The sequence below is a fragment of the Sphingomonas sp. LHG3406-1 genome, from assembly GCF_029637485.1.
GTDB lineage: Bacteria > Pseudomonadota > Alphaproteobacteria > Sphingomonadales > Sphingomonadaceae > Sphingomicrobium.
Window position 1 is genome coordinate 1,294,478 of the sequence record NZ_CP069128.1, and the last position, 22,153, is coordinate 1,316,630.

25 protein-coding genes, 2 tRNA genes and 2 pseudogenes are annotated in these 22,153 nt (G+C 67.6%); 18 read left to right on the forward strand and 11 right to left on the reverse strand.

Features of this window, described 5'->3' with window-relative positions; genetic code table 11:
* Positions 1–10: 10 nt before the first annotated feature.
* Together JOY29_RS06355 and JOY29_RS06360 are read right to left on the reverse strand one after the other, a co-directional pair.
* Positions 11–433, reverse strand: a complete 423-nt coding sequence (locus JOY29_RS06355) for a DUF4112 domain-containing protein (RefSeq protein WP_300975336.1) — start codon at positions 431–433, stop codon at positions 11–13.
* Between the two features lie 4 nt (positions 434–437).
* The gene (locus JOY29_RS06360; protein ID WP_300975337.1) at positions 438–2,006 is read right to left on the reverse strand and encodes an ABC transporter substrate-binding protein; all 1,569 of its coding nucleotides are present in this window, start codon (positions 2,004–2,006) and stop codon (positions 438–440) included.
* Between the two features lie 111 nt (positions 2,007–2,117).
* Here JOY29_RS06360 and JOY29_RS06365 point away from each other — a divergent pair, with 111 nt between their 5' ends.
* From JOY29_RS06365 to JOY29_RS06380, 4 genes are all read left to right on the forward strand, one after another.
* Positions 2,118–4,244 carry a transglycosylase domain-containing protein gene (locus JOY29_RS06365; protein WP_300975338.1) on the forward strand — a complete coding sequence of 709 codons (2,127 nt, stop codon included), beginning with the start codon at positions 2,118–2,120 and terminating at the stop codon, positions 4,242–4,244.
* A 151-nt stretch (positions 4,245–4,395) separates the two neighbouring features.
* Positions 4,396–4,560 (forward strand): Flp family type IVb pilin, encoded by a 165-nt coding sequence (locus JOY29_RS06370; RefSeq protein ID WP_300975339.1) that lies wholly within the window; start codon positions 4,396–4,398, stop codon positions 4,558–4,560.
* Between the two features lie 203 nt (positions 4,561–4,763).
* On the forward strand, positions 4,764–4,928 hold the full coding sequence (locus JOY29_RS06375; protein WP_300975340.1) for a Flp family type IVb pilin: 165 nt from the start codon (positions 4,764–4,766) through the stop codon (positions 4,926–4,928).
* A gap of 124 nt (positions 4,929–5,052) precedes the next feature.
* Positions 5,053–5,128, forward strand: a tRNA-Ala gene (locus tag JOY29_RS06380).
* A 403-nt stretch (positions 5,129–5,531) separates the two neighbouring features.
* Here the strand turns inward: JOY29_RS06380 and JOY29_RS06385 are convergent.
* Positions 5,532–5,861, reverse strand: coding sequence for a TIGR02300 family protein (locus JOY29_RS06385; protein ID WP_300975341.1), 330 nt, complete (start codon positions 5,859–5,861; stop codon positions 5,532–5,534).
* Between the two features lie 133 nt (positions 5,862–5,994).
* Between JOY29_RS06385 and JOY29_RS06390 the strand changes: the two genes are divergently transcribed.
* The 4 genes from JOY29_RS06390 (at position 5,995) to JOY29_RS06405 (ending at position 9,644) form a co-directional block, all read left to right on the forward strand.
* The gene (locus JOY29_RS06390; protein WP_300975494.1) at positions 5,995–6,618 is read left to right on the forward strand and encodes a d(CMP) kinase; all 624 of its coding nucleotides are present in this window, start codon (positions 5,995–5,997) and stop codon (positions 6,616–6,618) included.
* A 9-nt stretch (positions 6,619–6,627) separates the two neighbouring features.
* The gene (locus JOY29_RS06395; protein WP_300975342.1) at positions 6,628–8,298 is read left to right on the forward strand and encodes a thiamine pyrophosphate-binding protein; all 1,671 of its coding nucleotides are present in this window, start codon (positions 6,628–6,630) and stop codon (positions 8,296–8,298) included.
* 72 nt (positions 8,299–8,370) lie between these two features.
* Positions 8,371–8,565 carry a DUF2892 domain-containing protein gene (locus tag JOY29_RS06400; RefSeq protein ID WP_300975343.1) on the forward strand — a complete coding sequence of 65 codons (195 nt, stop codon included), beginning with the start codon at positions 8,371–8,373 and terminating at the stop codon, positions 8,563–8,565.
* A 191-nt stretch (positions 8,566–8,756) separates the two neighbouring features.
* On the forward strand, positions 8,757–9,644 hold the full coding sequence (locus JOY29_RS06405) for a manganese catalase family protein (protein ID WP_300975344.1): 888 nt from the start codon (positions 8,757–8,759) through the stop codon (positions 9,642–9,644).
* 37 nt (positions 9,645–9,681) lie between these two features.
* Here JOY29_RS06405 and thiS read toward each other — a convergent pair.
* Positions 9,682–10,693 (reverse strand): annotated as a pseudogene (gene thiS, locus JOY29_RS06410) (sulfur carrier protein ThiS).
* A 92-nt stretch (positions 10,694–10,785) separates the two neighbouring features.
* Here thiS and aroQ point away from each other — a divergent pair.
* The 4 genes from aroQ to aat all read left to right on the forward strand — a co-directional run bounded on the left by aroQ (position 10,786) and on the right by aat (position 13,903).
* The gene (aroQ, locus tag JOY29_RS06415; RefSeq protein ID WP_300975345.1) at positions 10,786–11,217 is read left to right on the forward strand and encodes a type II 3-dehydroquinate dehydratase; all 432 of its coding nucleotides are present in this window, start codon (positions 10,786–10,788) and stop codon (positions 11,215–11,217) included.
* A 34-nt stretch (positions 11,218–11,251) separates the two neighbouring features.
* Positions 11,252–11,731 carry an acetyl-CoA carboxylase biotin carboxyl carrier protein gene (gene accB / locus JOY29_RS06420; RefSeq protein WP_300975346.1) on the forward strand — a complete coding sequence of 160 codons (480 nt, stop codon included), beginning with the start codon at positions 11,252–11,254 and terminating at the stop codon, positions 11,729–11,731.
* Entirely contained in the window at positions 11,731–13,089 is a 1,359-nt protein-coding gene (gene accC / locus JOY29_RS06425; RefSeq protein ID WP_300975347.1) for an acetyl-CoA carboxylase biotin carboxylase subunit, read from the forward strand. The genes accB and accC overlap by 1 nt, the downstream gene beginning before the upstream one ends.
* A gap of 124 nt (positions 13,090–13,213) precedes the next feature.
* A complete protein-coding gene (aat, locus tag JOY29_RS06430; protein ID WP_300975348.1) occupies positions 13,214–13,903 on the forward strand; it encodes a leucyl/phenylalanyl-tRNA--protein transferase in 690 nt (229 codons plus the stop codon).
* Here aat and JOY29_RS06435 read toward each other — a convergent pair.
* The 5 genes and pseudogenes from JOY29_RS06435 to JOY29_RS06455 form a co-directional block, all read right to left on the reverse strand.
* A pseudogene (locus JOY29_RS06435) lies at positions 13,864–14,172 on the reverse strand (DUF2155 domain-containing protein); the annotation flags it as partial. The gene aat and the pseudogene JOY29_RS06435 overlap by 40 nt on opposite strands.
* A 142-nt stretch (positions 14,173–14,314) precedes the next feature.
* A complete protein-coding gene (locus JOY29_RS06440; protein ID WP_300975349.1) occupies positions 14,315–14,698 on the reverse strand; it encodes an NADH:ubiquinone oxidoreductase subunit NDUFA12 in 384 nt (127 codons plus the stop codon).
* Positions 14,699–14,751: 53 nt separating this feature from the next.
* Entirely contained in the window at positions 14,752–15,231 is a 480-nt protein-coding gene (locus JOY29_RS06445) for a DUF192 domain-containing protein (RefSeq protein WP_300975350.1), read from the reverse strand.
* Entirely contained in the window at positions 15,228–15,827 is a 600-nt protein-coding gene (locus JOY29_RS06450; RefSeq protein ID WP_300975351.1) for a cold-shock protein, read from the reverse strand. Before JOY29_RS06450 ends, JOY29_RS06445 begins: the two co-directional genes overlap by 4 nt.
* Positions 15,828–15,875: 48 nt before the next feature.
* A complete protein-coding gene (locus tag JOY29_RS06455) occupies positions 15,876–16,367 on the reverse strand; it encodes a regulatory protein RecX (protein WP_300975352.1) in 492 nt (163 codons plus the stop codon).
* A 178-nt stretch (positions 16,368–16,545) separates the two neighbouring features.
* On the opposite strand from JOY29_RS06455, the gene JOY29_RS06460 reads away from it, so the two are divergent.
* Positions 16,546–18,309 (forward strand): fatty acyl-AMP ligase, encoded by a 1,764-nt coding sequence (locus JOY29_RS06460; RefSeq protein WP_300975353.1) that lies wholly within the window; start codon positions 16,546–16,548, stop codon positions 18,307–18,309.
* A gap of 31 nt (positions 18,310–18,340) precedes the next feature.
* Here JOY29_RS06460 and JOY29_RS06465 read toward each other — a convergent pair whose 3' ends face one another.
* Positions 18,341–18,847 (reverse strand): MarR family transcriptional regulator, encoded by a 507-nt coding sequence (locus JOY29_RS06465; protein ID WP_300975354.1) that lies wholly within the window; start codon positions 18,845–18,847, stop codon positions 18,341–18,343.
* Positions 18,848–19,048: 201 nt separating this feature from the next.
* On the opposite strand from JOY29_RS06465, the gene JOY29_RS06470 reads away from it, so the two are divergent.
* From JOY29_RS06470 to nusG, 5 genes are all read left to right on the forward strand, one after another.
* Positions 19,049–19,198, forward strand: a complete 150-nt coding sequence (locus JOY29_RS06470) for a hypothetical protein (RefSeq protein WP_300975355.1) — start codon at positions 19,049–19,051, stop codon at positions 19,196–19,198.
* 61 nt (positions 19,199–19,259) lie between these two features.
* Entirely contained in the window at positions 19,260–20,105 is an 846-nt protein-coding gene (locus JOY29_RS06475; RefSeq protein ID WP_300975356.1) for a sterol desaturase family protein, read from the forward strand.
* Positions 20,104–20,179, forward strand: a tRNA-Trp gene (locus JOY29_RS06480). The genes JOY29_RS06475 and JOY29_RS06480 overlap by 2 nt, the downstream gene beginning before the upstream one ends.
* 224 nt (positions 20,180–20,403) lie before the next feature.
* Positions 20,404–20,598: a preprotein translocase subunit SecE gene (secE, locus tag JOY29_RS06485; protein ID WP_300975357.1), complete on the forward strand. Its 195-nt coding sequence runs from the start codon at positions 20,404–20,406 to the stop codon at positions 20,596–20,598.
* 10 nt (positions 20,599–20,608) lie between these two features.
* Positions 20,609–21,148 carry a transcription termination/antitermination protein NusG gene (gene nusG / locus JOY29_RS06490; protein WP_300975358.1) on the forward strand — a complete coding sequence of 180 codons (540 nt, stop codon included), beginning with the start codon at positions 20,609–20,611 and terminating at the stop codon, positions 21,146–21,148.
* A gap of 25 nt (positions 21,149–21,173) precedes the next feature.
* Here nusG and JOY29_RS06495 read toward each other — a convergent pair whose 3' ends face one another.
* On the reverse strand, positions 21,174–21,944 hold the full coding sequence (locus JOY29_RS06495) for an alpha/beta fold hydrolase (RefSeq protein ID WP_300975359.1): 771 nt from the start codon (positions 21,942–21,944) through the stop codon (positions 21,174–21,176).
* Positions 21,945–22,153: the final 209 nt, after the last annotated feature.

Here is a 22,153-nt window from a genome sequence, read left to right on the forward strand (position 1 = left end):
GCATGATCCGTCACCGTAGCGGCGGAACGTCGATGGTTCGCGCGGCGGGGTAATGCTTGTCGAGATGCTTCTTGATGAGGCGCAGGTTCCGCGTGTTGGAACGGAAGAAATAGTCGGGAATGGCGCCCACGAACGGGATCATCCCGAGCAGCCAGTCGATCCCGATGTTCTTGCCCATGCGTAGCACCTGCCACTTGGACATGCCGAGGTTGCGTGCTTCGAAGGCGAGATAGGCACCGAGACCGGCGGCGACCGTCGGGCCGACGCCAGGCACGAAGTCGAGGATGACGTCGAGCCCGACCCGCTTGCTGGTGCCGGGGATCGGCAGCGCCCGCTCGAGCAGATGCTCCAGCGCTTCGATTCGCTGACGCACATGCTGCGGCTGGCAGCTCAGGGGCAGGTCGCGGACGTAGGGGCCTGGACGGACGCTCATGGCCCTAATTTCGTGCGCCCGCGTCGGTTCGCAAGCCCACCAGGCTGTGGCGGGCAAACCGGTTCTCGGCGAAGCCGTCGAAATTGCGCCCGGCAAGCGACCAGCGGATGGGCGCGGCGATGGGAATGAACAGCACCTGTTCGCGCATGATCCGCTCCGCCTCGGCGAAGAAGGCCGCTCGCTGGGGGGCAAAGCCGGTCAGGCGGGCGGCGTCGAGCAGCCGGTCCGCCTCTTCCGAGCAGATCGCCGCAAACTCGCAGCGGAAGTTGCGCAGGAACCAGGCGGGCGAGTTGGAGGGCGCCACCGCGTCGATCCAGCGGAAGTCGGCGTTGCGCGCGCCGCGGGCATCCTCGACCGCAAGCCCGAGCGGCGCCCAGTCGGTTTTGAGCCGCTGCAGGATGATGTCGCCACCGGGGCCGGCCGGGAGATCGACCCGGACTGCGGCACGGAAGGCGGGCGCGGGTGCGACTGCTGCTTCGGCCTGTTCCGCGGCGGCCGCCTCCCCTCCACTCCGCTCCGCTGGCGCCGGCGCCGGCTGTGCCGGGAACAGGCGGTCGGCGATCTGCACGAGCGCGGGGCGGCGTTCGGCGAACGGAGTCGCCGCCCAGGCGGGCTGGGCCGGCGCGCCGTATCCGTCGAGCCCCGTCTGGAGCAGGCTGGCGCGGGACTGCAGGCCGGGCACGCCTAGCGCGGCGACCAGGGCATCGCGGTCGATCGCCGCGTCGAGCAGGGCACGCGCCTCGCGATCGGCCGCAATGCCGTCGCGGCGGGCGGGGACGAGGCCGAACAGGCCTGCCACCGGATCGAAGCGCAGGCTCCCGCGCGGCAGCCGCGCGCCGAGCGCGACCGGCACGTCCGCGACCGTTCCGCCGATCACCATCTCGGTCCGCCCATCGACGAAAGCATCGACCGCATCCTTCGCCGAAGCCGCCGTCAGTCGTACGCGCTCCTCGCTGCTCTCGTCGCCGTCGAAGCCGGGAAGGGTGCGATCGAGGATCAGCGCCTCGCCCTCGCGGCGATACCGGAAGGGCCCACTGCCCCTGCCCTCGCGGACAAGGCCGAACTGCGGCTGGGCAAGCAATTGCAGGAAGTGGGGTCGCGGTGCGCTCAGCTCGATGGCGATCACGCGATCGGTCATCGCCACCACCTCGCGCACGGCGCCGATCGAATCGCGCAGGGGATCGCCGTCGCGCCGGGCGAGCTGCCGCTTGATCAGGCGGACGATGTCGCGCGCCCGCACCCGCCGGCCGTCGCTCCATTCCGCATTCTGCAGACGGAAGACGTAGCTCAGCCCGTCGTCGCTGACGGCCCAGCGCTCGGCAAGGGCAGGCGCGACGTCGCCCGCGGCATCGAATCGCACCAGGCCCTGTGCGACATTGTCGACCAGCAACAGGTCGGCGGGCGTCAGCGATGCGGTGGTCGGGTCGGCGAGGCTGGGCAGCCGGTCGGCGATGACCGTGACCACCGCTTCGCCGCTCGCCGAGTCACGGCAGGAAGCGACCGGCGCCAGCACGGCGACCAGCAGAAGCGTCGCCGCTGCCTTTCCGCCAGCCCATGTCCGAAAGCCTCGCACCGGCACACCCTAGCGATGCTCCGGCCCGACAGAAAGGGTTCAGCTTTTCTTCTCTAGCCAGTCGGTTACAGCTGTATTAGGGCCACAAGCCACCTCGAGTGACGGAAGCGGATGGCGGATCGCGATTCTCCCTGGCAGCGCGGCGGGCGCAACATCGAGGATCTGCCCGATCCCTTCGCGGCGCCGGTGTTCGGGCCGGCTCCGACGGTTCGCCGCAGGCGCTGGTGGTGGCCGAAGCGCGAGCGCCGCGAGGAGATACCCACCGACTTGGGGCATGATCCGCTCGGCACGGCTTACTTCACCGATTCGGGAGCCGGCATCGGCGTATCCGGCGACAGCGCGCCGCCGGCCGCGACTCCACGCCCGCGCCGACGCTGGCTGCGCCTGGGCCTGACCGGCTTTGCCGCGCTGCTGCTGGTTACCCTGCTTTGGCTGATCATCACCGCGCCGCTTGGCCGGGCACTGGAGCCCTTGCCCGATCCCGCCATGCTGATCGTGTCGAGCGAGGGTCGTCCGATCGCCCGCCGCGGCGCGATCAAGGAGGCTCCGGTCGACGTCACCAGGCTCAACCCGCTCACTCCGGCCGCCTTCGTCGCCATCGAGGATCGGCGCTTCTACCGCCATTGGGGCATCGATCCGCGTGCGATCGGCCGCGCCTTCGTCGCCAACATCCGGGCGGGCGGCGTGCGCCAGGGTGGATCGACCCTCACGCAGCAGCTCGCCAAGACCAGCTTCCTCAGCGCCGACCGCGATCTCAAGCGCAAGGCGCAGGAGGTGATCATCGCCTTCTGGCTGGAAGGCTGGCTGACCAAGGACGAGATTCTCTCGCGCTACCTCTCGTCCGTCTATTTCGGTGACGGCGTCTACGGGCTGCGCGCGGCGTCCAAGCATTATTTCGGCCGGGAGCCGGAAAAGCTCACCCTGGCCCAGTCGGCGATGCTCGCCGGCCTCGTCCAGGCGCCGAGCCGGCTCGCGCCGACCAAGAACCTCGCCGGCGCACAGAAGCGGGCGAAGCTGGTGCTGGCGGCCATGGCCGATACCGGGGTGATCACCGCCGGCCGTGCCGCCGCGGCCATTCCTGCCCGGCCGATCCGGCGCACGCAGAAGGTGCCGACCGGCACCTATTTCGCCGATTGGGTGGCGCCCCAGGCGGCCGACGCCTTCGAAAGCGACTTCGGCGAGGTGCGGGTGCGCACGACGCTCGACAGCGACCTCCAGCGCTTCGCCAGCCGCGCGGTCGCCAATGCGCCGCTTGCAGATGGCGTGCAGGCGGCGCTGGTGGCGATGCGACCGGACGGCCGGGTGGTGGCGATGGTCGGCGGCCGCTCCTACAAGGATTCCAGCTTCAACCGCGCCACCCAGGCCCGCCGCCAGCCGGGTTCGGCCTTCAAGCTTTTCGTCTATCTGGCGGCGCTGCGGGCCGGCTACCGGCCGGACAGCATCATCGACGACCGGCCGATCACCATCGATGGCTGGACTCCCGCCAATGTGGATGGAGTCTACCGCGGCCCGATCCCGCTGAGCACCGCCTTCGCGCGGTCGAGCAACGCCGCCACCGTCCGCCTGTCCGAAGCGGTCGGCCGCGCCAACGTCCTGCGCACCGCGCGCGAACTCGGCATTTCGACTCCGCTTCCCGACAGTCCCAGCGTCGCCCTCGGCACCGCGGGCGTCAGCCTGCTCGAACTGACCAGCGCCTATGCCGCCGTGGCGGGCGGGCGCTATCCGGTGCGCGGGACGGGCTTGCCCCCGGCCGAGACGCCAGACGCCGACGCGCGGGGCTTTGCTGCCAGCCTGTTCGGGCGCGGCGGCCAGCTCGACGAACGGCGCGACTGGCGACCGATGCTCGACCTCCTGTGGGCCGCAACCAACGAGGGCACGGGCAAGCGGGCGGCGATGGCAACGGCAACCTTCGGCAAGACCGGCACCAGCCAGGACAATCGCGATGCCCTGTTCGTCGGCTTCGCGGGTGACCTGGTCGTCGGCGTATGGGTCGGCCGCGACGACAACAAGTCGCTCGGCTCCAAGGTGTCGGGAAGCACGCTTCCGGCGCAGATCTTCCGCAATTTCATGACGTCGGCGCTCAGCGTTGACGGCCGTTCCGCTCCTGCCCTGCCGGCGGGTTATCGCGCCCCGCGCCGGACCCAGGCGCCAGCGCCGGCCGCCCCGGCACTCGATGTCGAAGGCTGGGTCGACGAACTCGCACGAGCCGCCGAAGCCCTTCTCGGCGAGGGGCGCTGAACGCCCTCAGGATGGTGAATGGGAATTTACCGGGCCGTGTAGGAACTCCTTAACCCCTCCCTCCTAGAACCAGCGGTGACCGACGGGCCCTGACGTGTCTGCCGGTGCCGGGGCCGCACCCCGGGGACAAAGTGGAACTAGGAGACCGGACATGACCAATTTCATCAAGATGCTGAACAACGAAGATGGTGCCACCGCGATCGAGTACGGCCTGATTGCCGCCCTCATCGCCGTTGCGGCGATCACTGCCCTGACCAGCATCGGCGGCAACCTCAACAAGACCTTCACCAACGTTGCCGACAACCTGAACAAGTAAGCTTCAGGACATCGGTTGCGGGCCCCGTCGCCGCCTCTTCGGAGGGCTGGCGGCGGGGCCTTCTTCTATGTGGTCGCCCGGCGCTCGCCGCGACCACCGGCGCTAACCATTTGGTTACGCCCGCCAGTCATAAGGGACGAAGGGGCGCCACCGTCGTGAATGGTCGCGTTCCGCGCTTCGAATGGTCGACTGGGGAGATGACGATGACCACCTTCAAGAAGATGATTGCCAACGAAGATGGCGCCACCGCGATCGAGTACGGCCTGATTGCCGCCCTCATCGCCGTCGCCGCGATTACCGCGCTGACCAGCATCGGCGGCAACCTCAACAAGACCTTCACCAACGTCGCCGACAATCTGAACAAGTAATCGTCGACGTCAGTGACAAACGAGGCGGCGCCGGTTCATCCGGCGCCGTTTTCGTCTGGGGCGAAGATAGCGGCAACAAAGGGGTTGGCAGCTTGGCACTTACCCCCTAAAGGCCGCGCGGAACGGGGCCGTAGCTCAGCTGGGAGAGCGTCGCAATGGCATTGCGAAGGTCAGGGGTTCGATCCCCCTCGGCTCCACCATTTCCTCGAAAGCCCGCCGTTTTCGGCGGGTTTTCTCGTTTTCGGGGCTCTTGGCTGCGATGCGCCTCAAGCAGGCCCAGGCGGCTTGCGCGTGTGGCGGGATAGCCGCCGAGGTCGAGACCGAAGATTGGTGCTGACGAAGATGGCGCCCATTGCCATCGGAAGCCCGAACGGCGGCGGAAGTCGGCCACCCGCTCGAACGCCTTGGCTGCACCGATCGCCAGGATGAGGCCGAACAGGCCCCCGATCCTGCACAGCACCGCCGCCTCGACCACGAGCTGGTTGCGAATGTCGCGCGGCTGGCGCCGAGCGCCATCCTGAAGCCGATCTCGCGGGTGCGCTCGGTCAAAAAAAAGAGCCGCCCGGAGGCGGCTCTTTTCGACCAACGATCCGGTGAAACCGTTCAATTATTCTCTTCGTCGTCCGCCGCCGTCTCGACTCCGAGATCATCGTCGCCGGTCGACAGATCGACTTCGTCGTCCGCGCTGGGCTCCTCGTCCTCGTCGGGCAGGGCCAGATCCTCGGCACCGAGATCCTCGTCGGCCTGCTGAACAGGGGCCGCAGTGGTCGAGACCTGCTCGAACGGCATCGGCTGCTTCGATTTCAGCACCGGTTCGGGCACGAACGCCGTCCCGCAGTTGATGCAGGTGACGGGATCGTCCTTGCCGAGGTCGTAGAAGCGGGTCGCACATTTGGGGCAAGTGCGCTTGGCGCCCCATTCGGGCTTCACCATGAGCTGAAGGTCTCCAACGAAAAAAGGGGCCGGCGGCATTGCTGCCCCGGCTCATCGGCGCGCGCCTTGCCATAGCGGGGGGTGGCTGTCAAAGCCCGCGGCCATGGCCAATAGCCCTCCAAACAGCTCGCCGATGGTCATTGCCGTCGACGGCCCGGCCGCGAGCGGCAAGGGCACCATCGCCCGCGGACTCGCGCGCCACTACGGCCTGCCCCATCTCGACACCGGCAAGCTCTATCGCGCGGTCGCCCTGTCGCTGCTTCGCTGGGGCGGTGACCCGGAAAGCGAATTCGCCGCCTTGCGCGCCTGCGACGAGGTCGCAAGCCTGATGGATGACCCCGAACTCAAGAGCGAGATGGTCGGCGGCATCGCCAGCCGCATCAGCGCCTATCCCGCCGTCCGTGCCGCCCTCCTCGACCGGCAGCGCGATTTCGCCGGACAGGCGAGCGGCGCCGTGCTCGACGGGCGCGACATCGGCACCGTCATCGCGCCGGACGCCAATGCCAAATTGTTCGTCACCGCCGCCCCCGAGGAACGCGCGCGCCGACGCCACGCCGAGCTCGCCGCGGCCGGCCTTCCCGTCCATCTCGAAGACGTGCTGATCGACATCCGCGCCCGCGACGAGCGCGATTCGGAGCGCTCTGCGGCGCCGCTGGTGCAGGCCCCCGACGCGCTGCTGCTCGACACTACCGAACTCGGCTCGGAGGCGGCGCTCGCCGAGGCCATCCGGCTGGTCGAAACGCGGCGCACTTTCTAAGGGCAACCGATGACCACCTCCCCCACCCGCACTGGCGGCCGAATCCTCGTCGACCAGCTTCGCATCCAGGGCTGCGACCGCATCTTCACCGTCCCGGGCGAAAGCTTCCTCGCCGTGCTCGATGCGCTGCACGACACGCCCGAGATCGAGACCGTCGTCTGCCGGCAGGAAGGCGGGGTCGCCTACATGGCCGAGGCCGACGGCAAGCTGACCGGCCGCCCCGGCGTGGCCTTCGTCACCCGCGGCCCGGGCGCGACCAACGCCAGCCCCGGCGTCCACGTCGCCTTCCAGGATTCGACCCCGATGATCCTGTTCGTCGGCGACCTAGACCGCCGCGACAAGGACCGCGAAGGCTTCCAGGAGATCGACTTTCCGGCCTTCTTCGGGCCCATCGCCAAATGGGCTGCCCGCATCGACGACGCGCGGCGCATCCCCGAATACATCGCGCGGGCCTGGCGCGTCGCCACCGTCGGCCGCCCCGGCCCGGTCGTGCTCGCGCTGCCCGAGGACATGCTGCGCGACGAGGTCGAGGCGCTCGACCGGCCGATCGTCCCGCCGCTGGTCGAGCATCCCGACCCTGCCGCCATCGCCACCGTCCACGAACTGCTGAAGGATGCCGCGGCGCCCGTCGCCATCGTCGGCGGGGCCGACTGGAGCCCTTGCGCCGCCCATCATTTCGCCAGCTGGGCCAATCGCGTCGGCCTGCCGGTCGCCGCCGCCTTCCGCCGCCAGGACGCGGTCGCCAACGATTGCGCGGTCTATGCCGGCAACCTCGGCTATGGTCCGAACCCGAAGCTGGTCGAGCGGGTGAAGGCCGCCGACCTGCTGCTGGTGGTCGGCGCCCGATTGGGCGAAGCGACCACCGACGGCTATACGCTCGTCACCCCCGACCATCCCGGCCAGACCATCGTCCACGTCCACCCCGACCCGAATGAGCTTGGCCGGGTCTACCATGCCGACCTGCCGATCTGCGCCGACATGGGCGAGTTCGCACAGGCGCTCGACCACTGGGACGAGCCCGACCTCCTCCCCTTCGGCGCCGGTGCCGAAGCGCATGCCGACTATCTCGCCTGGACCACCCCGGCCCCGCGCGAGGGCGTCGCCTTCGACCTCGGCCCCTGCGTCGGCCTGCTGCGGGACAAGCTCCCCGCCGATACCATCGTCTGCAACGGTGCGGGCAATTTCTCGGGCTGGTTCCACCGCTACTGGCGCTACGCCGCTTGTCCTTCGCAGCTTGCGCCGACCAGCGGCACCATGGGCTACGGCCTTCCCGCCGCGGTCGCCGCGGCGCTGCGCTTCCGCGACCGCTCGGTCCTTTGCGTCGCGGGCGACGGCGACTTCCTGATGAACGGCCAGGAGCTCGCCACCGCAGCGCAATATGGCGCCGACCTGCTCGTCCTGGTGGTCGACAATGGCAGCTACGGCACCATCCGCATGCACCAGGAGCGCGACTATCCCGAGCGCCTGTCGGCGACCTCGCTCCACAACCCCGACTTCGCTGCCCTCGCCCGCGCCTTCGGTGCCTGGGCCGACACGGTCGACAGCACCGAAGCCTTCGCTCCGGCGCTGGATGAGGCCTTGTCGCGCAAGGGCATCCGCCTCCTCCACCTCAAGACCGACGTCGAGGTGATCACCAACCAGACCACCATCTCGGCGCTGAGGGCCAGGGCAAAGGGCTGATCAGGAACATTCCTTATTGGCGAGGCGCCACGGCCGGAGCGATCAGGCACTCCTCACATGGGGAGAAATGCCATGTTCGCACGCAATGAAGGTGCTCTGGACCGCACGCTCCGGGTTGTCGCCGGACTCGCCATCCTGTCACTGGCCTTCATCGGTCCGAAGACTGCGCTGGGTTATCTTGGCATCGTGCCGCTGCTGACCGGCCTCGTCGGCTACTGCCCCCTTTATTCGCTGATCGGCATCAATAGCTGCCCGGCGAAGCGCTGAGCTTCGCCGCCGCTCCCGGCCCCCAGGTCGCGCGAGACGTTCGCGGCGTCGTCGCCCGGACGCGTCGTCCCGTCGCGAAGACCGCCTTCAGCGCCCCAAAGAAACAGCGTCGAAACAAACCTTTACGGCCGAGCCCGCGTTGCACCTCCACCCTCCACAAGCAGTGGCGCTCACCCGAAAAGGACAGATCCATGTACTATCATGACGCACGCTTGCAGCACCCGGTCCGCGTGACCGAGCCCGACCCGGCCTTCGCCCGCTCGCTCCAGCAGGCGATCGGCGGCGTCGAAGGAGAGATACGCGTCTGCATGCAATATTTCTTCCAGGCCTGGAACGCGCGTGGACCCGACAATCGCTATCGCGACATGCTGCTCAACACGGCGACGGAAGAAATGAGTCACATCGAGATGCTCGCCACCGCCGTCGCGCTCAACCTCGAGACCGCCCCGGCCCACCTCCAGGAAGAAGGCGTCAAGGACAAGCTGGTCGGCGCCGTGATGGGCGGCGAGCGGCCGCGGGCCGCGATCGAGGGCATGATCCACAAGCAGATGCTGTCCGCCGGCATGGGCGCCATGCCGATCGACAGCGACGGCGTGCCGTTCAACATGAGCCACATCTATGCCAGCGGCAATCTCGCGGCCGACATGACTGCCAATGTCGCCGCGGAATCGACCGGCCGGGTGCTCGCCGTCCGCCTCTACAACCAGGCGCACGACGAAGGGATGAAGGACATGCTCTCCTTCCTCATCGCCCGCGACACCATGCACCAGAACCAGTGGCTGGCGGTGATCGAGGACCTCGGCGGATTCTCCAGCCAGTTTCCCATTCCCAACAGCTTCCCGCAGGAGATGGAAAAGGGCGACTTCAGCTACAAATATTTCGTCACCTCGACCGACGGCAGCTTCCCAACGGGCCGCTGGAGCGAGGGCGAGAGCATCGACGGCAAGGGTCGTTTCGAGGCGACCAAGGTCGAGCCGATGGGAGCCGTCCCCGTTCTCGGCCCGGCGCGCCCCGACTCCGGCGCGCAGAAGGAGCAGATGGGCGCCAACGCCACCGACAAGATGTTCTTCAACAAGTAGGCGCGAGCAGGCGGGCTCCGGCCCGCCTGCCGTCCGCTCAGATCAGCCCGGCGAGCGGGCTCGACGGATCGGCGTAGCGCCGCTTCTGCATGCGACCGGCGCGATAGGCCAGCCGCCCCGCTTCCACCGCTGCCTTCATCGCGCGGGCCATCAGGATGGGGTCCTTGGCCTCGGCGATGGCGGTATTCATCAGCACGCCGTCGCAGCCAAGCTCCATCGCATAGGCCGCGTCGCTCGCCGTGCCCACCCCGGCATCGACCAGCACCGGCACCTTCGCGCCCTCGACGATCAGCCGGATGGTCACCGGGTTCTGCACGCCCAGCCCCGAGCCGATCGGCGCGCCCAGCGGCATGACCGCCACCGCGCCAGCATCCTCGCAGCGCTTCGCCATGATCGGATCGTCGGTGCAATAGACCATCACCTCGAATCCCTCCTTGGTCAGGAGCTCGGTCGCCCGCACCGTCTCGATCATGTCGGGGTAAAGGGTCTTGGCCTCCGCCAGCACCTCCAGCTTCACCAGGGTCCAGCCGCCCGCCTCGCGCGCCAGTCGAAGCGTCCGGATCGCCTCCTCGGCGGTGAAGCAGCCGGCCGTGTTGGGCAGGTAGGTGATGACCTTGGGATCGATATGGTCGGTGAGCTTGGGCGCGTTCGGATCGGTCAGGTTCACCCGCCGCACCGCCACGGTGACGATCTCAGCCCCGCTCGCCGCCACCGCCGCCGCATTCTGCTCAAGGCTCTTGTACTTGCCCGTTCCGACGATCAGCCGCGAGGTGAAGGTGCGGCCAGCGACCGTCCAGCTGTCCTTGTCGATCTGCACCGGAGCATTCACCTCAACCACCTCCAACGAAATGGACGATCTCGAAATCGTCCCCATCCTCGACCGGCACGTCGCCGAGCGTCGACTTGGGCACGATCTCGAGATTGCGCTCGACCGCGACACGTGCCGGATCGAGCCCGAGATCGAGCACGAGGCCCGCGACACTCGTCCCCGCGGCGACCCGGCGATGCTCGCCATTGACCTTGATGCTGTGCGTTTCCGTCTCGCTCATTGCACCTTCCCCTACCCGGTCGTCCCGCGCCCCGTCGAGGGGCCTTGGCCCATGCCTCGACTTCGCCATGGCCGAGCGGGTAGAGGGACGGGGTGAAACGCATCCTTGTCCTCAATGGTCCCAACCTCAACCGGCTCGGCACGCGCGAGCCCGAGGTCTATGGTTCCGACACGCTCGACGACATCGCCGGCCGGCTCCACGAGCAGGCGGCGAGGCTGGAGGTCGGGATCGACGTCCGCCAGTCCAACCATGAGGGCCACCTCATCGACTGGCTGCACGAGGCGGCCGACACCGGCCTCCATGCGGTGATCCTCAATGCCGGCGGCTTCACCCACACCTCGGTGGCCCTGCGCGATGCCATCAGCGCCATTGCCGTACCCGTCATCGAGGTCCATCTCAGCAATCCCGCCGCGCGCGAGAGCTTTCGGCGCCGCAGCCTCATCTCGGGCGTTTGCGCAGGGGTGATCAGCGGCTTCGGCGCCGACAGCTATACGCTTGCGCTGGACGCCGCCGCCCGGCTCTGACAAAGCGCGCGGCGACAGATTACAGGGAATTACCATGTCCGACGAACATAAGCAGATGCGGATCGACGCCGGCCTCGTGCGCGAGCTCGCCGAGCTGCTCAGCGCCAATGAGCTTTCGGAAATCGAGGTCGAGGACGGCGATCGCAAGATCCGCGTCAGGCGCGAGCTGACCGTCGCCGCAGCGCCCGTCCAGCACCTTGTCGCCGCAGCGCATCAGCTTGCACCGGCCCAGGCTCAGGCCGCGCCGGTCGACACCGCGACCGAGGCGCCCGTCTTCACCGGCGACATGGTCCGTTCGCCGATGGTCGGCACCTGCTACCTCTCGGCCGAACCGGGCGCGCCGCCGTTCGTCGCGGTCGGCGATACGGTCAAGGAGGGCGACACCCTCCTCATCGTCGAGGCGATGAAGGTGATGAACCCGATTTCCGCCCCGCGCGGGGGCCGGATCGTCCAGCTGCTGGTCGAGAATGCCCAGCCCGTCGAGTTCGACCAGCCGCTGGTGGTCATCGAATAGTGGCCGGCAAGATCAACAAGCTGCTGATCGCCAACCGCGGCGAGATCGCGCTGCGCATCCAGCGGGCGGCCAAGGAACTGGGAATCAGGACGGTCGCGGTCCACTCGACCGCCGACAGCGACGCCATGCACGTACGGCTGGCCGACGAAGCGATCTGCATCGGCCCGCCCGCCGCGCGCGATTCCTACCTCAACATCCCGAACATCATCTCGGCCGCCGAAATCGTCCACGCCGACGCCATTCATCCGGGCTACGGCTTCCTTTCCGAGAACGCCCAGTTCGCCGAGATCGTCGAGCTCCACAACATCATCTGGGTCGGCCCGAAGCCCGAGCATATCCGGATCATGGGCGACAAGGTGGAGGCGAAGCGCACCGCCGCGGCGCTCGGCCTTCCGCTCGTTCCCGGCTCGCCCGGTCCGATCAGCGACCTTGCCGAAGCCAAGGCGATCGCCGCCGAGATCGGCTATCCCGTCCTGATCAAGGCCGCGTCCGGCGGTGGTGGGCGCGGCATGAAGGTGGTGCCCGACGAAGGGCAGCTCGAGACCCTGATGGCGCAGGCCTCGTCGGAGGCCAATGCCGCCTTCGGCGACCCGACCGTCTACATGGAAAAGTATCTCGGCGACCCGCGCCACATCGAGTTCCAGGTGTTCGGCGACGGCGACGGCCAGGCCGTCCACCTCGGCGAACGCGACTGCTCGATCCAGCGCCGCCACCAGAAGGTCATCGAGGAAGCCCCCTCCCCGGTCATCTCGGCCGAGCAGCGCGCACAGATGGGCGAGCGTGTCCGCAAGGCGATGGCCGACATGGGCTATCGCGGCGCCGGCACCATCGAGTTCCTCTACGAGAATGGCGAATTCTACTTCATCGAGATGAACACCCGGCTGCAGGTGGAGCATCCGGTGACCGAGATGATCAGCGGTCTCGACCTGGTCGCCGAGCAGCTCCGCATCGCCGAAGGCCGCGGCCTCAGCATCGCTCAGGACGAGGTCGTGCTGAAGGGCCACTCGATCGAGTGCCGGATCAACGCCGAGGATCCCGAGACCTTCGCCCCCTCGCCCGGCCTGGTGAAGAATTTCGTCGCGCCCGGCGGCCTTCAGACGCGCGTCGATAGCGGCCTCTATTCGGGCTACAAGGTGCCACCCTATTACGACAGCATGATCGGCAAGCTGATCGTGTGGGGCGAGGACCGGCCCGCCGCGATCGCCCGCCTCCGCCGCGCGCTCGAGGAATTCGTGGTCGAAGGTCCGAAGACCAACGTCCCACTCCACCAGCGCATCCTCAAGGAGGAAGCGTTCGCGAGCGGCGATTACACGATCAAGTGGCTGGAGCGCTGGCTCGAGGAGCAGAAAGCCTCCTAACCGGCAGCCCGGCCCCGTGTCGGGCCCACCTGCCTGTTTTCTGCCCTTCGCGCGGCAGCAGGAAAGTGGACCCCGGATCAAGTCCGGGGTGACGTGATCGCGCAGGCTGCGTTACTTCTCCATTATGAGCCACATGCTCGACCCCAATCTAGTGCTGCGCGGCTATGCCTCGGGCGTCTTTCCCATGGCCGACAGCCGCGACAGCGACGAGCTCTTCTGGGTCGAGCCGCGCACCCGGGCGATCCTGCCGCTCGAACGCTTCCACGTCTCCCGAAGCCTCGCCCGCCGTCTCCGCTCGGGCTGCTTCCGGGTCACCGCCGACGAAGACTTCGCCGGAGTCCTGACCGGCTGCGCCGACCGGCCCGAGACCTGGATCAATCGCCCGATCGAACAGGCGATGATCGCCCTTTTCCACGGCGGGCAGGCCCATTCTGTCGAGGTATGGGAAGGCGATGCCCTGGTCGGCGGCGTCTATGGCGTTGCGCTCGGTCGCGCCTTCTTCGGCGAAAGCATGTTCAGCCGCCGCACCGACGCTTCCAAGGTCGCGCTGGCTTTCCTCGTCGCCCGCCTTCGGGCCGGCCACTTCACCCTGCTCGACTGCCAGTTCATGACCAGCCACCTCGCCTCGCTCGGCGCGGTGGACGTCACCCGCAGGCGCTACGTGGCGTTGCTCGGCGAGGCGCTCGGCTCGGCAGTCGCGGAGCCGCGACCGGACTGGCGCTCGCTCGACGGATTGCTGTCGTCGCCAACCGAACCGGCCTCGTCCGCCGCCGCCGGAAAGTTCATCGTGCAGCTCTTGGGCCAGACGTCGTAGACGCGGTGCTGGACGACGTTGAGCGACGGGCTCTCCTTGTAGAGCCAGCCCGAGAAGACGCGGTCATAGGTGCCGTCCGGCTGCTGCACATCGACCTGGACGAACGCACCAGTCAGCTGGTCGAACTCCCACGGGGGAGTCTTCTCGCAGGCGCGCAGCCGAACGATGACGTCATCGAAGCGGACCGCCTGGCCGGGCTTCAGACGGACGTCGCGGGCGATGCCGTTGCGCTTGTTGAGGATACCGAGCACCGCCACGCGCTCGTTCATCGGCGTCGTGCCGGGCGCGAGCGGCCCGGCGGGTGCCGCCCTGGCCTGCTCCTTTGGCTGCTCGTCACCCCTGCCCGGCAGCCGATCGCAGCCGGCGGCCAGCAGTCCGAGCGACATCAGAGCGACGTGACGAAGGCGCACCTCAGTCGGGGGTCCAGGCCTGATAATCGCCGGTCGCCGCAGCCCGCTTGCCGCCACGCGACAGCGATCCCGACGGACGATAGGTCTCGCCGGTCCCTGACAGGTTAGGCCGGCCCGGCTTCTCGAACGGGCGCCGCGGCGGCAGGGATTTGTCCGGCACGTCCTCGATCTGCCCGCGCAGCCAGCTCTGCCACTGCGGCGGAGTCCGGCTGGCGTCGTTCGACCCCTGGTAGATCACCCAGCGGCGACGCGGGTCTTTCCTGTGCACGAAATAGACGTTGCCCGCCTCGTCGCGCCCGACTTCGCGGCCATGCCGGCGCGTCAACAGCGATGTGCCGATGGTGGCGCCGTTCCACCAGGTGAAGATGCTCGCCAGGATTCCCATGGAGCAGCGCCCTAGCCCGGTCGCCCTGCCGGGGGCAAGGCGCTTCGGTCAGGTCAGCGCACCCACTCCACCTTGTCCCCCGCCTTGATGCCCAGCTCCGCGGTGCGGCCGCCGGCGAGCTCGAGGACGGCGCCGACCGGTTCGACTGACGTCGTCGGCTCGAGGCTCAGCGGGATGGTATTCTCGGCGATGCTGCTGATCGTCCCGTCCGTACGGACGAAGATCATGTCGAGCGGGATGAGCGTGTTCTTCATCCAGAAGCTCGCCGGGCGTGGCGGTTCGTGCGGGAAGATCATGCCGCGGTCGGGCGCCAGGCTGTCGCGGTTCATCAGCCCCTGCGCCTGCTCCTCGGGCGTGCGCGCCACCTCGACGGTGAACTTGTGCTCCTTGCCGGCGGCGGTGCGGATGGTCAGTGGCACCTGCTCCAGTCCGGCGGCCGAACGCTCCAGTCGCGGCTCGCCATTGGCGGAGGGCTGGCAGGCGGCGGCGGCAAAGGCGAGCGGAAGCACCGCGAGCAGCGCCAGCCGCTTCAATCCTTGCGCAGGTCGACCGCGGTCAGGCCCTTGCGCCCTTCCGCGATCCGAGCCTCCATCCGATCCCCCGGCTGGAGATCGCCAAGACCGGCCCGGCGTACCGTCTCCATGTGAAGGAAGATGTCCTGCTCGGACGCTCCGATGCGATTGACGAAGCCATAGCCTTTGACGCGATTGAACCACTTGACCTCCACCGGCTCGAACGGCCCAGCGCCGTCCAGCAGGGCGGTCCGGTCCGACCGGTCCTCCGACGGCGACAAGGCAACGCGCGTCACCACCGCTTCGGTCAGATCGATCGACAGCACGCGTACCGCCTGCAGACCCCGATCCTGCCGCACCACGGCGCAAGTCACAACCGCTCCTTCGGGCAGGCTGCGGCGGCCATGTTCGCGCAAGGTGGAAAAATGGACGAGGATGTCGCCTTCGATGTCATCGCTGACGAGAAAGCCAAAGCCGCGCGTTGCGTCGAACCACTTGATTCGACCGCTGACGCGAAGGTCCGATTCGCGCGCTTCTTCCGCCACTTGAACCGTGGCGAAAGGCTCCTCCTCGGCCCCCGATGCTGACGCATACTCCCGTTGCACGGTGCTACGCATAACACATGTCCGTACAAACAGAAAGTTACGTTACCCCAACGAAAACGATCATTCTTCCGGTTCGAAGTCGGTGAAGTCGCCGGGCGCAGCGCCCAGGATGCGGCGAGCCGTCGCGAAGTCGTGCCCAGCGCGCAGCATGGCCGCCAGCGCCTTGTCGCGAGCCGGGGGTTGGAGCAACTGCTCGGCATAGGGACCGATGCGCTTTCGCTCGGCAAAGCGCAGGGCCGCATCGAGGCTGCCGCGCTCCGCCGCCTCGAGCGCCTCTGCCCGGTCCTGCTCGCCGATGCCGCTGGCGTGCAGCGCCATCTTCACCCGCGCCTTGCCGTAGCCGCGCCGAAGCAGGCTCGCGGTCTTGATCCCGGCGAAGGCCCCGTCGTCGATATAGCCGAGGCCGGCGATCCGGTCCGCAACCCCGCCCGGATCGGCGGCTGCGGTGTCCGACCAGCCCCGCTCCCTCAGCTTGCGCTCGAGATAGGCAACCAGCTTCGCGCGGCTGGTCGCGAAGCGCGCGACATAGGCGAGTGCCAGTTCCTGAAGCATGGCGGAATCAAGCGGTCGCGGGGTCCGTCGCCGCCGCTCCGGACGCTCCCTCTCCTGACGCTCCGCCGTGCCCACGCCTTGATTGTGCCACAGTCAAACGCGAACAACCACAAGCGAAAAGGTCCGGAACCGGCGATGTGCCGACGCTTCGGTACCGACCACGAAACGCAGCAGGAACATGGACGTCATCGAGAAGCCAAACCCGCTCGCCCCGCCAGGCGCCACATCGACCCTCGATAGCCTGCCGCGCCGCATGGCGGATTTCGCGACCCTTGGCGATGCGCTCGACTATGCCGCGCAGGGGATTCGCGGCCTCAACTTCCACGATCCGCGCGGCACGCTCCAGCGCGCCTACCCTTATTCGGAGCTGCGTACCGACGCGCTCGACCATGCCCGCCGCCTGGTCGGCCTCGGGCTCGCCAAGGGCGATCGTGTCGCGCTGGTGGCGGAGACCGGTGCCGAGTTCGCGGCCTGCTTCTTCGGCGCCGTTTATGCCGGTCTGTGGCCGGTTCCGCTGCCGCTGCCGACCAGCTTCGGCGGGCGCGAGGCCTATGTCGAGCAGCTGTGCGTCATGCTGTCGATCTCGGACCCGGCCCTGTTCCTCTTCCCGCCCGAGCTCGAGGATTTCTGCAGCGCCGCCGCGGAACGCCGGTCGGTCCGAGCGATGAGCTGGGACAAGCTCGCCGAACTTCCGTTCGACTCCGGGACCGAGCTTCCGAAGGCCGACGGCGAGGACATCGGCTATCTCCAATATTCGAGCGGCTCGACCCGCTTCCCGCATGGCGTCGCCGTCACCCACCACGCCCTGCTGCAGAACCTGCGCGGGCACGCGCTCGGCCTGGAAATGCAGGACAGCGACCGGGTGATCAGCTGGTTGCCGTGGTACCATGACATGGGCCTGGTCGGCTGCTTCCTGTCGCCGATCGCCAACCAGATCAGCACCGATTACATGAAGACGGAGGACTTTGCCCGGCGCCCGCTCGCCTGGCTCGACCTCGTCAGCCGCAATCCCGGCACCAGCCTCTCCTATTCGCCGACCTTCGGCTACGACATCTGCGCCCGCCGCATCTCGAGCCAGACGCGGACCGGCGATCGCTTCGACCTGTCGCGCTGGCGGATCGCCGGCAATGGCGCGGACATGATCCGGCCCGATGTCATGCAGGCCTTCGTCGACAGCTTCGCCGATGCCGGCTTCAAGGCCAGTGCCTTCTGCCCGTCCTACGGTCTCGCCGAGGCGACGCTCGCGGTCAGCCTGATGCCGCCGGGCGAGGGTATCCGCCTCGAACTGGTCGAGGAAAGCCAGCTTTCCGGCGCCGCATCCGAAGATGGCGCGGACCGTCCCAAGCGCTACCGCGCCATCGTCAACTGCGGCCGCGCCGTGGAAGGCATGGAAATCGAGGTGCGCGACGGCGCCGGCAACATCCTGCCCGACCGCGAGATCGGCAAGGTGTGGGTGCGCGGGACCAGCGTCATGGTCGGCTATTACCGCGATCCTGAGGCGACCGACGCCTGCATGGTCGGCGGATGGCTCGACACCGGCGACATGGGCTACCTCAGCGCCGGCTACATCTTCATCGTCGGCCGCGCCAAGGACATGATCATCATCAACGGGCGCAACCACTGGCCGCAGGATATCGAGTGGGCGGTCGAGCAGCTGCCAGGCTTCAAGTCCGGCGACATCGCCGCCTTCGCCATCACCGGCCCGTCGGGCGAGGAGCAGCCGGCGGTGCTCGTCCATTGCCGCGTCAGCGACCTCCAGGAACGCAGCCGACTGCGCGACGACATCAAGGAGCGCGTCCGCGCCATCATCGGCATGTCGCCGGTGGTCGAGCTGATCCCGCCGCGCACACTGCCGCGCACCAGCTCGGGCAAACTCAGCCGTACCAAGGCGCGCAACCTCTATCTGTCCGGCGAGATCGTGCCCCTCGACATCGCGGCCTGAGCCTCGGTCCGGCCGATTACGGCCGGCTGGCTCAGGAAGGCGGATTGATCGATGGAAGGCTGGTGAAATATTCCTCGAGCAGCTTGCGCCCCTTGGCGCTCAGCTCGACGAAGAATTTGCGCCGGTCGCTCTGGCATTGTTGGCGCACGATCAGCCGCTGGCTCTCGAGATAATCTAACCAGCGGATCGCGGTGGTGAGCGGCGACTGGCTGAACTCGGCCAGCTTGGTCACCGACAACTGGTCGCCGCCGTCGCCATAGATGAACAGCACCAGCAGCATGTCCCAGGCCGGTTCGCTGAACAGCACCGGGCCGAAATAGTCGAGCCGGCGCTTGCGGCTCTGATAGACCGACTTGGCGATCTCGATTGCCGACAGTCCGCGCCTCACTCCGGCATCGTCCTGCTCGGGCGCGGCCTGGACCAGCTTGGACAAGAGGGAACGCGCCGCTGCCACCTCATCCGCCGAAAGAGCCATCGTCTGACCCTCTTCGGCCTTCGGACCAAATCCTTCGCCGCTACGCTGGTCGAAGAAGCTCACTTCCCTATTCCTTTCACGCGGAACGCCCCTCTTCCCCAGAGGCCTTCCCTGCTCTTGCAAGCGCCCTCAACGGCGCGATGCTTGCTCAACTGAAACAACATGGCAAAGTGCCGGCGTCAAATCCGTGTCGGCAGTGTTAACTGTCGTCTTGGTTTGATTAGCACCTTGAATATCTTCTGGAATTTGGTGCTATGTCGGGTGATGGACAAAGTCCTTGACAAGCGCAAGCCCTGGTCGCGTCCGGTGCTTCGTCCGCTGCAGTTCGGCGCCGACGAACTATGCCGCCTCTTTCCCGACGCCGATCGCACCGTGATCGAAGTGGCGGCCGCGCGCTCATCCGAGCCGCGCTAACCAGACGCTAACCATATACGGCCAAGGCTGCCTGCCTCATTCTCGGGGGTTTTGGCGCGACGTGGCCGACTATCTGATCGACATGCGGGATGTGGTGCTGGGAACGGCCTACCTCATCCTGCTCTGCACCATCGTGGAGCTGATCAGCAAGCGCGGCGAGTTCCGCTGGCGCGACCGCTGGCCCGGCATCCTGTTCGGACTGCTCGTACCGGTCTTCGCCATCCTGGTCATGGTCCCGCTCAAGATGGTGTGGGCGGCGCTCGGGGTCGCTCCGCTTCTCCACCTCGATGTCGGCCGCTGGCTTGGTTCGGCGGGCGCAGTGCTCGCCATGCTGCTCGTCACCGACTTCCTCATGTACTGGGAACATCGCTTCGAGCATCGCTTCCTGTGGCCGGTCCATGCCGTCCACCATTCGGTCGAGCATCTCAGCGCCTCGACGAGCTACAGCCATCCGCTGCAGTTCATCTCCATGTTCTTCTTCATCTCCATTCCGCTGTCGATGATCGACTTCGGTCCCTACAGCATGCCGGGCGTCGTGGTTCTCATCACCGGCATCCTCGCGCTCTTCATCCACTCGCCGGTCAGGATCGGCTTCGGCCCCTTCCGCCATCTGCTGGTCGATCCGGCCTACCACCGAATCCACCACAGCCTCGAGGAGCGGCACTTCGACCGCAACTTCTCGATCCTCTTCTCCTTCTGGGACCGGTTGTTCGGCACCATGATCATGCCGGCCCGGGATGAGTGGCCGGACACCGGCATCCACGAGGCCCGCTCCCCGCAGACGGTCGGCGAGCTGCTCGCCTTCCCCTTCCGCCTGTGGCGCAAGCAGGCGGCGGTCGAAACGAAGCCGGACGCGGACATGACCTTGCCAGAACCCGACGTCGCGGCTAACCGGCAGGCGGCCTAGGGGTATAGCTCAGTTGGTAGAGCATCGGTCTCCAAAACCGAGGGTCGTGGGTTCGAGTCCCTCTGCCCCTGCCAGGCCGAAGCGAGGCGCGTAGCGAAGCAACGTGCCGATCCGCGAGGCGGACGCGGAGCAGCCGGCCGGGCTCGCTTACTAGCGAGCTTCGACGTCACGGAATTCACTTCCGTGACGGCTGCCTTGAACCTTCCCGGAGACCGCGCTACATGGCTGCGCAACCGAGGTCCGGCGGAGCCATCCGCGGACCTCGTTTTTCTATCACTCGAAGAGGCTCGCGCCCACGATGGCCAAGACAAGTCCCGGCGAATTCATCCGGCAGGTCCGCACCGAAGGCGGCAAGGTCGTCTGGCCGACCGGCAAGGAAACCTGGGTCACGGCCGTGATGGTCTTCATCCTGACCGCCATCCTCGCCCTCTTCTTCTTCGCCGTGGACAGCGGATTTGCCGCCATCGTCCAGTTCCTCCTCGGCCTGCTCTAAGGTTAGACCCATGTCCCGCTGGTACATCATCCACGCTTATTCGGGCTTCGAGAACAAGGTTCGCGAGTCGATCCTGTCGGAAGCCAAGCGCCTCAACCTCGAGGCCCTGGTCGAATCCGTCGAGGTCCCGACCGAGAAGGTCACCGAGATCCGCCGCGGCAAGAAGGTCACCAGCGACCGCAAGTTCTTCCCCGGCTACGTGCTCGCCAAGCTCGGCATGAACGACGACGTCTATCACCTGGTGAAGAACACGCCCAAGGTGACCGGCTTCCTCGGCCCCAACGGCAAGCCGCAGGCGATCAGCGAGGCCGAGGCCGCGCGCATCCTCAACACCAAGGAGGAAGCCGCCGCCGCCGCGCCCAAGACCAAGATCAGCGTCGATTATGAGATCGGCGACAGCGTCAAGGTGCTCGACGGTCCGTTCGCAAGCTTCAACGGCGTGGTCGAGGAACTCGATTTCGACCGCGGCCGGGTCAAGGTCGGCGTCTCCATCTTCGGCCGCGCCACGCCGGTCGAGCTGGAGTTCGAGCAGGTCGAGCGCGTCAAGTAACGCACTGCCGGCTTCTCGCTCCGGGCTACCCGCACACCTCCGCCACCAGCCGGACCGTCTCGCGCGGCTCGTCCCACAGCGGAAAATGCCCGCTGTGCTCGAACCAGTGCAGCCGCGCGGAGGGAAAGCGCTTCACCGCCCGCTTCGCCTGCACCGGCAGGCACAGGCGGTCGTGGCAGCCCCAGCCGATCGCCAGCCGCCGACCGGTGTCGGCGACCCCCTGCTGCCCCGGCCCGTAGCCGAGATCCTTGATCAGCGAGGGCACGGTCGGCGTTTCGGCCAGGGCCTTCAGTTCCGCCGCGACGAACGCGCCGTCGAGCGCCCACGGCCGCGCCGACAATTGTGCGAGCAGGGCCGAGCGGCCGACCGCATTGCCGGCAAGCGCGGGAAGCGCCGGCTTCAGCCCCTTCACCAACGCCCGCGACGCGGTCAGGCTGGCTACCACAAGCTGCCGCTCCCACCCTTCCCAGAAGCCGCCGGGGTCGAGCGCCACCACATTGCCGGCAAGCCCCTTCCGGGCGAGTTCCAGCACCAGCCGAGCGCCCATCGAGCTGCCGACCATGTCGACGCCGGTCATCCGCTCGGCCGCCAGCCACTCGGCCACCGAGCGCACCAGCCCCGCGAACGTCCCGCTGTCCTTCTCCGCTGGCGAGCGCCCATGCCCCGGCAGGTCGATCACCATCACCCGCCGCGCGGCGGCGAGCGGCGCCAGCACCGGTTCCCAGGCATGCCCGCTGCTGCCGAGCCCATGCACCAGCAGCAGCGGCTTGCCCCGCCCATGATCGACGACGTGCATAAGCTTCTCCTTCGCCGCACCAACCGGCGAAGCCACCACTCTGCTCCCGAACTGGCGGCAACGATCCTGAGGGCCGCAAGGACCGCAAGAGCGTCAGGCTCTCAAGCCATCTCTGCTGATGATCGTTCGCTTTCGACCCATGACGGACATAGGCGGCCAGTTCGCATGTGATCCCCGGGCGAGCCGCTGCCGGCCTTCACCCTTCATTC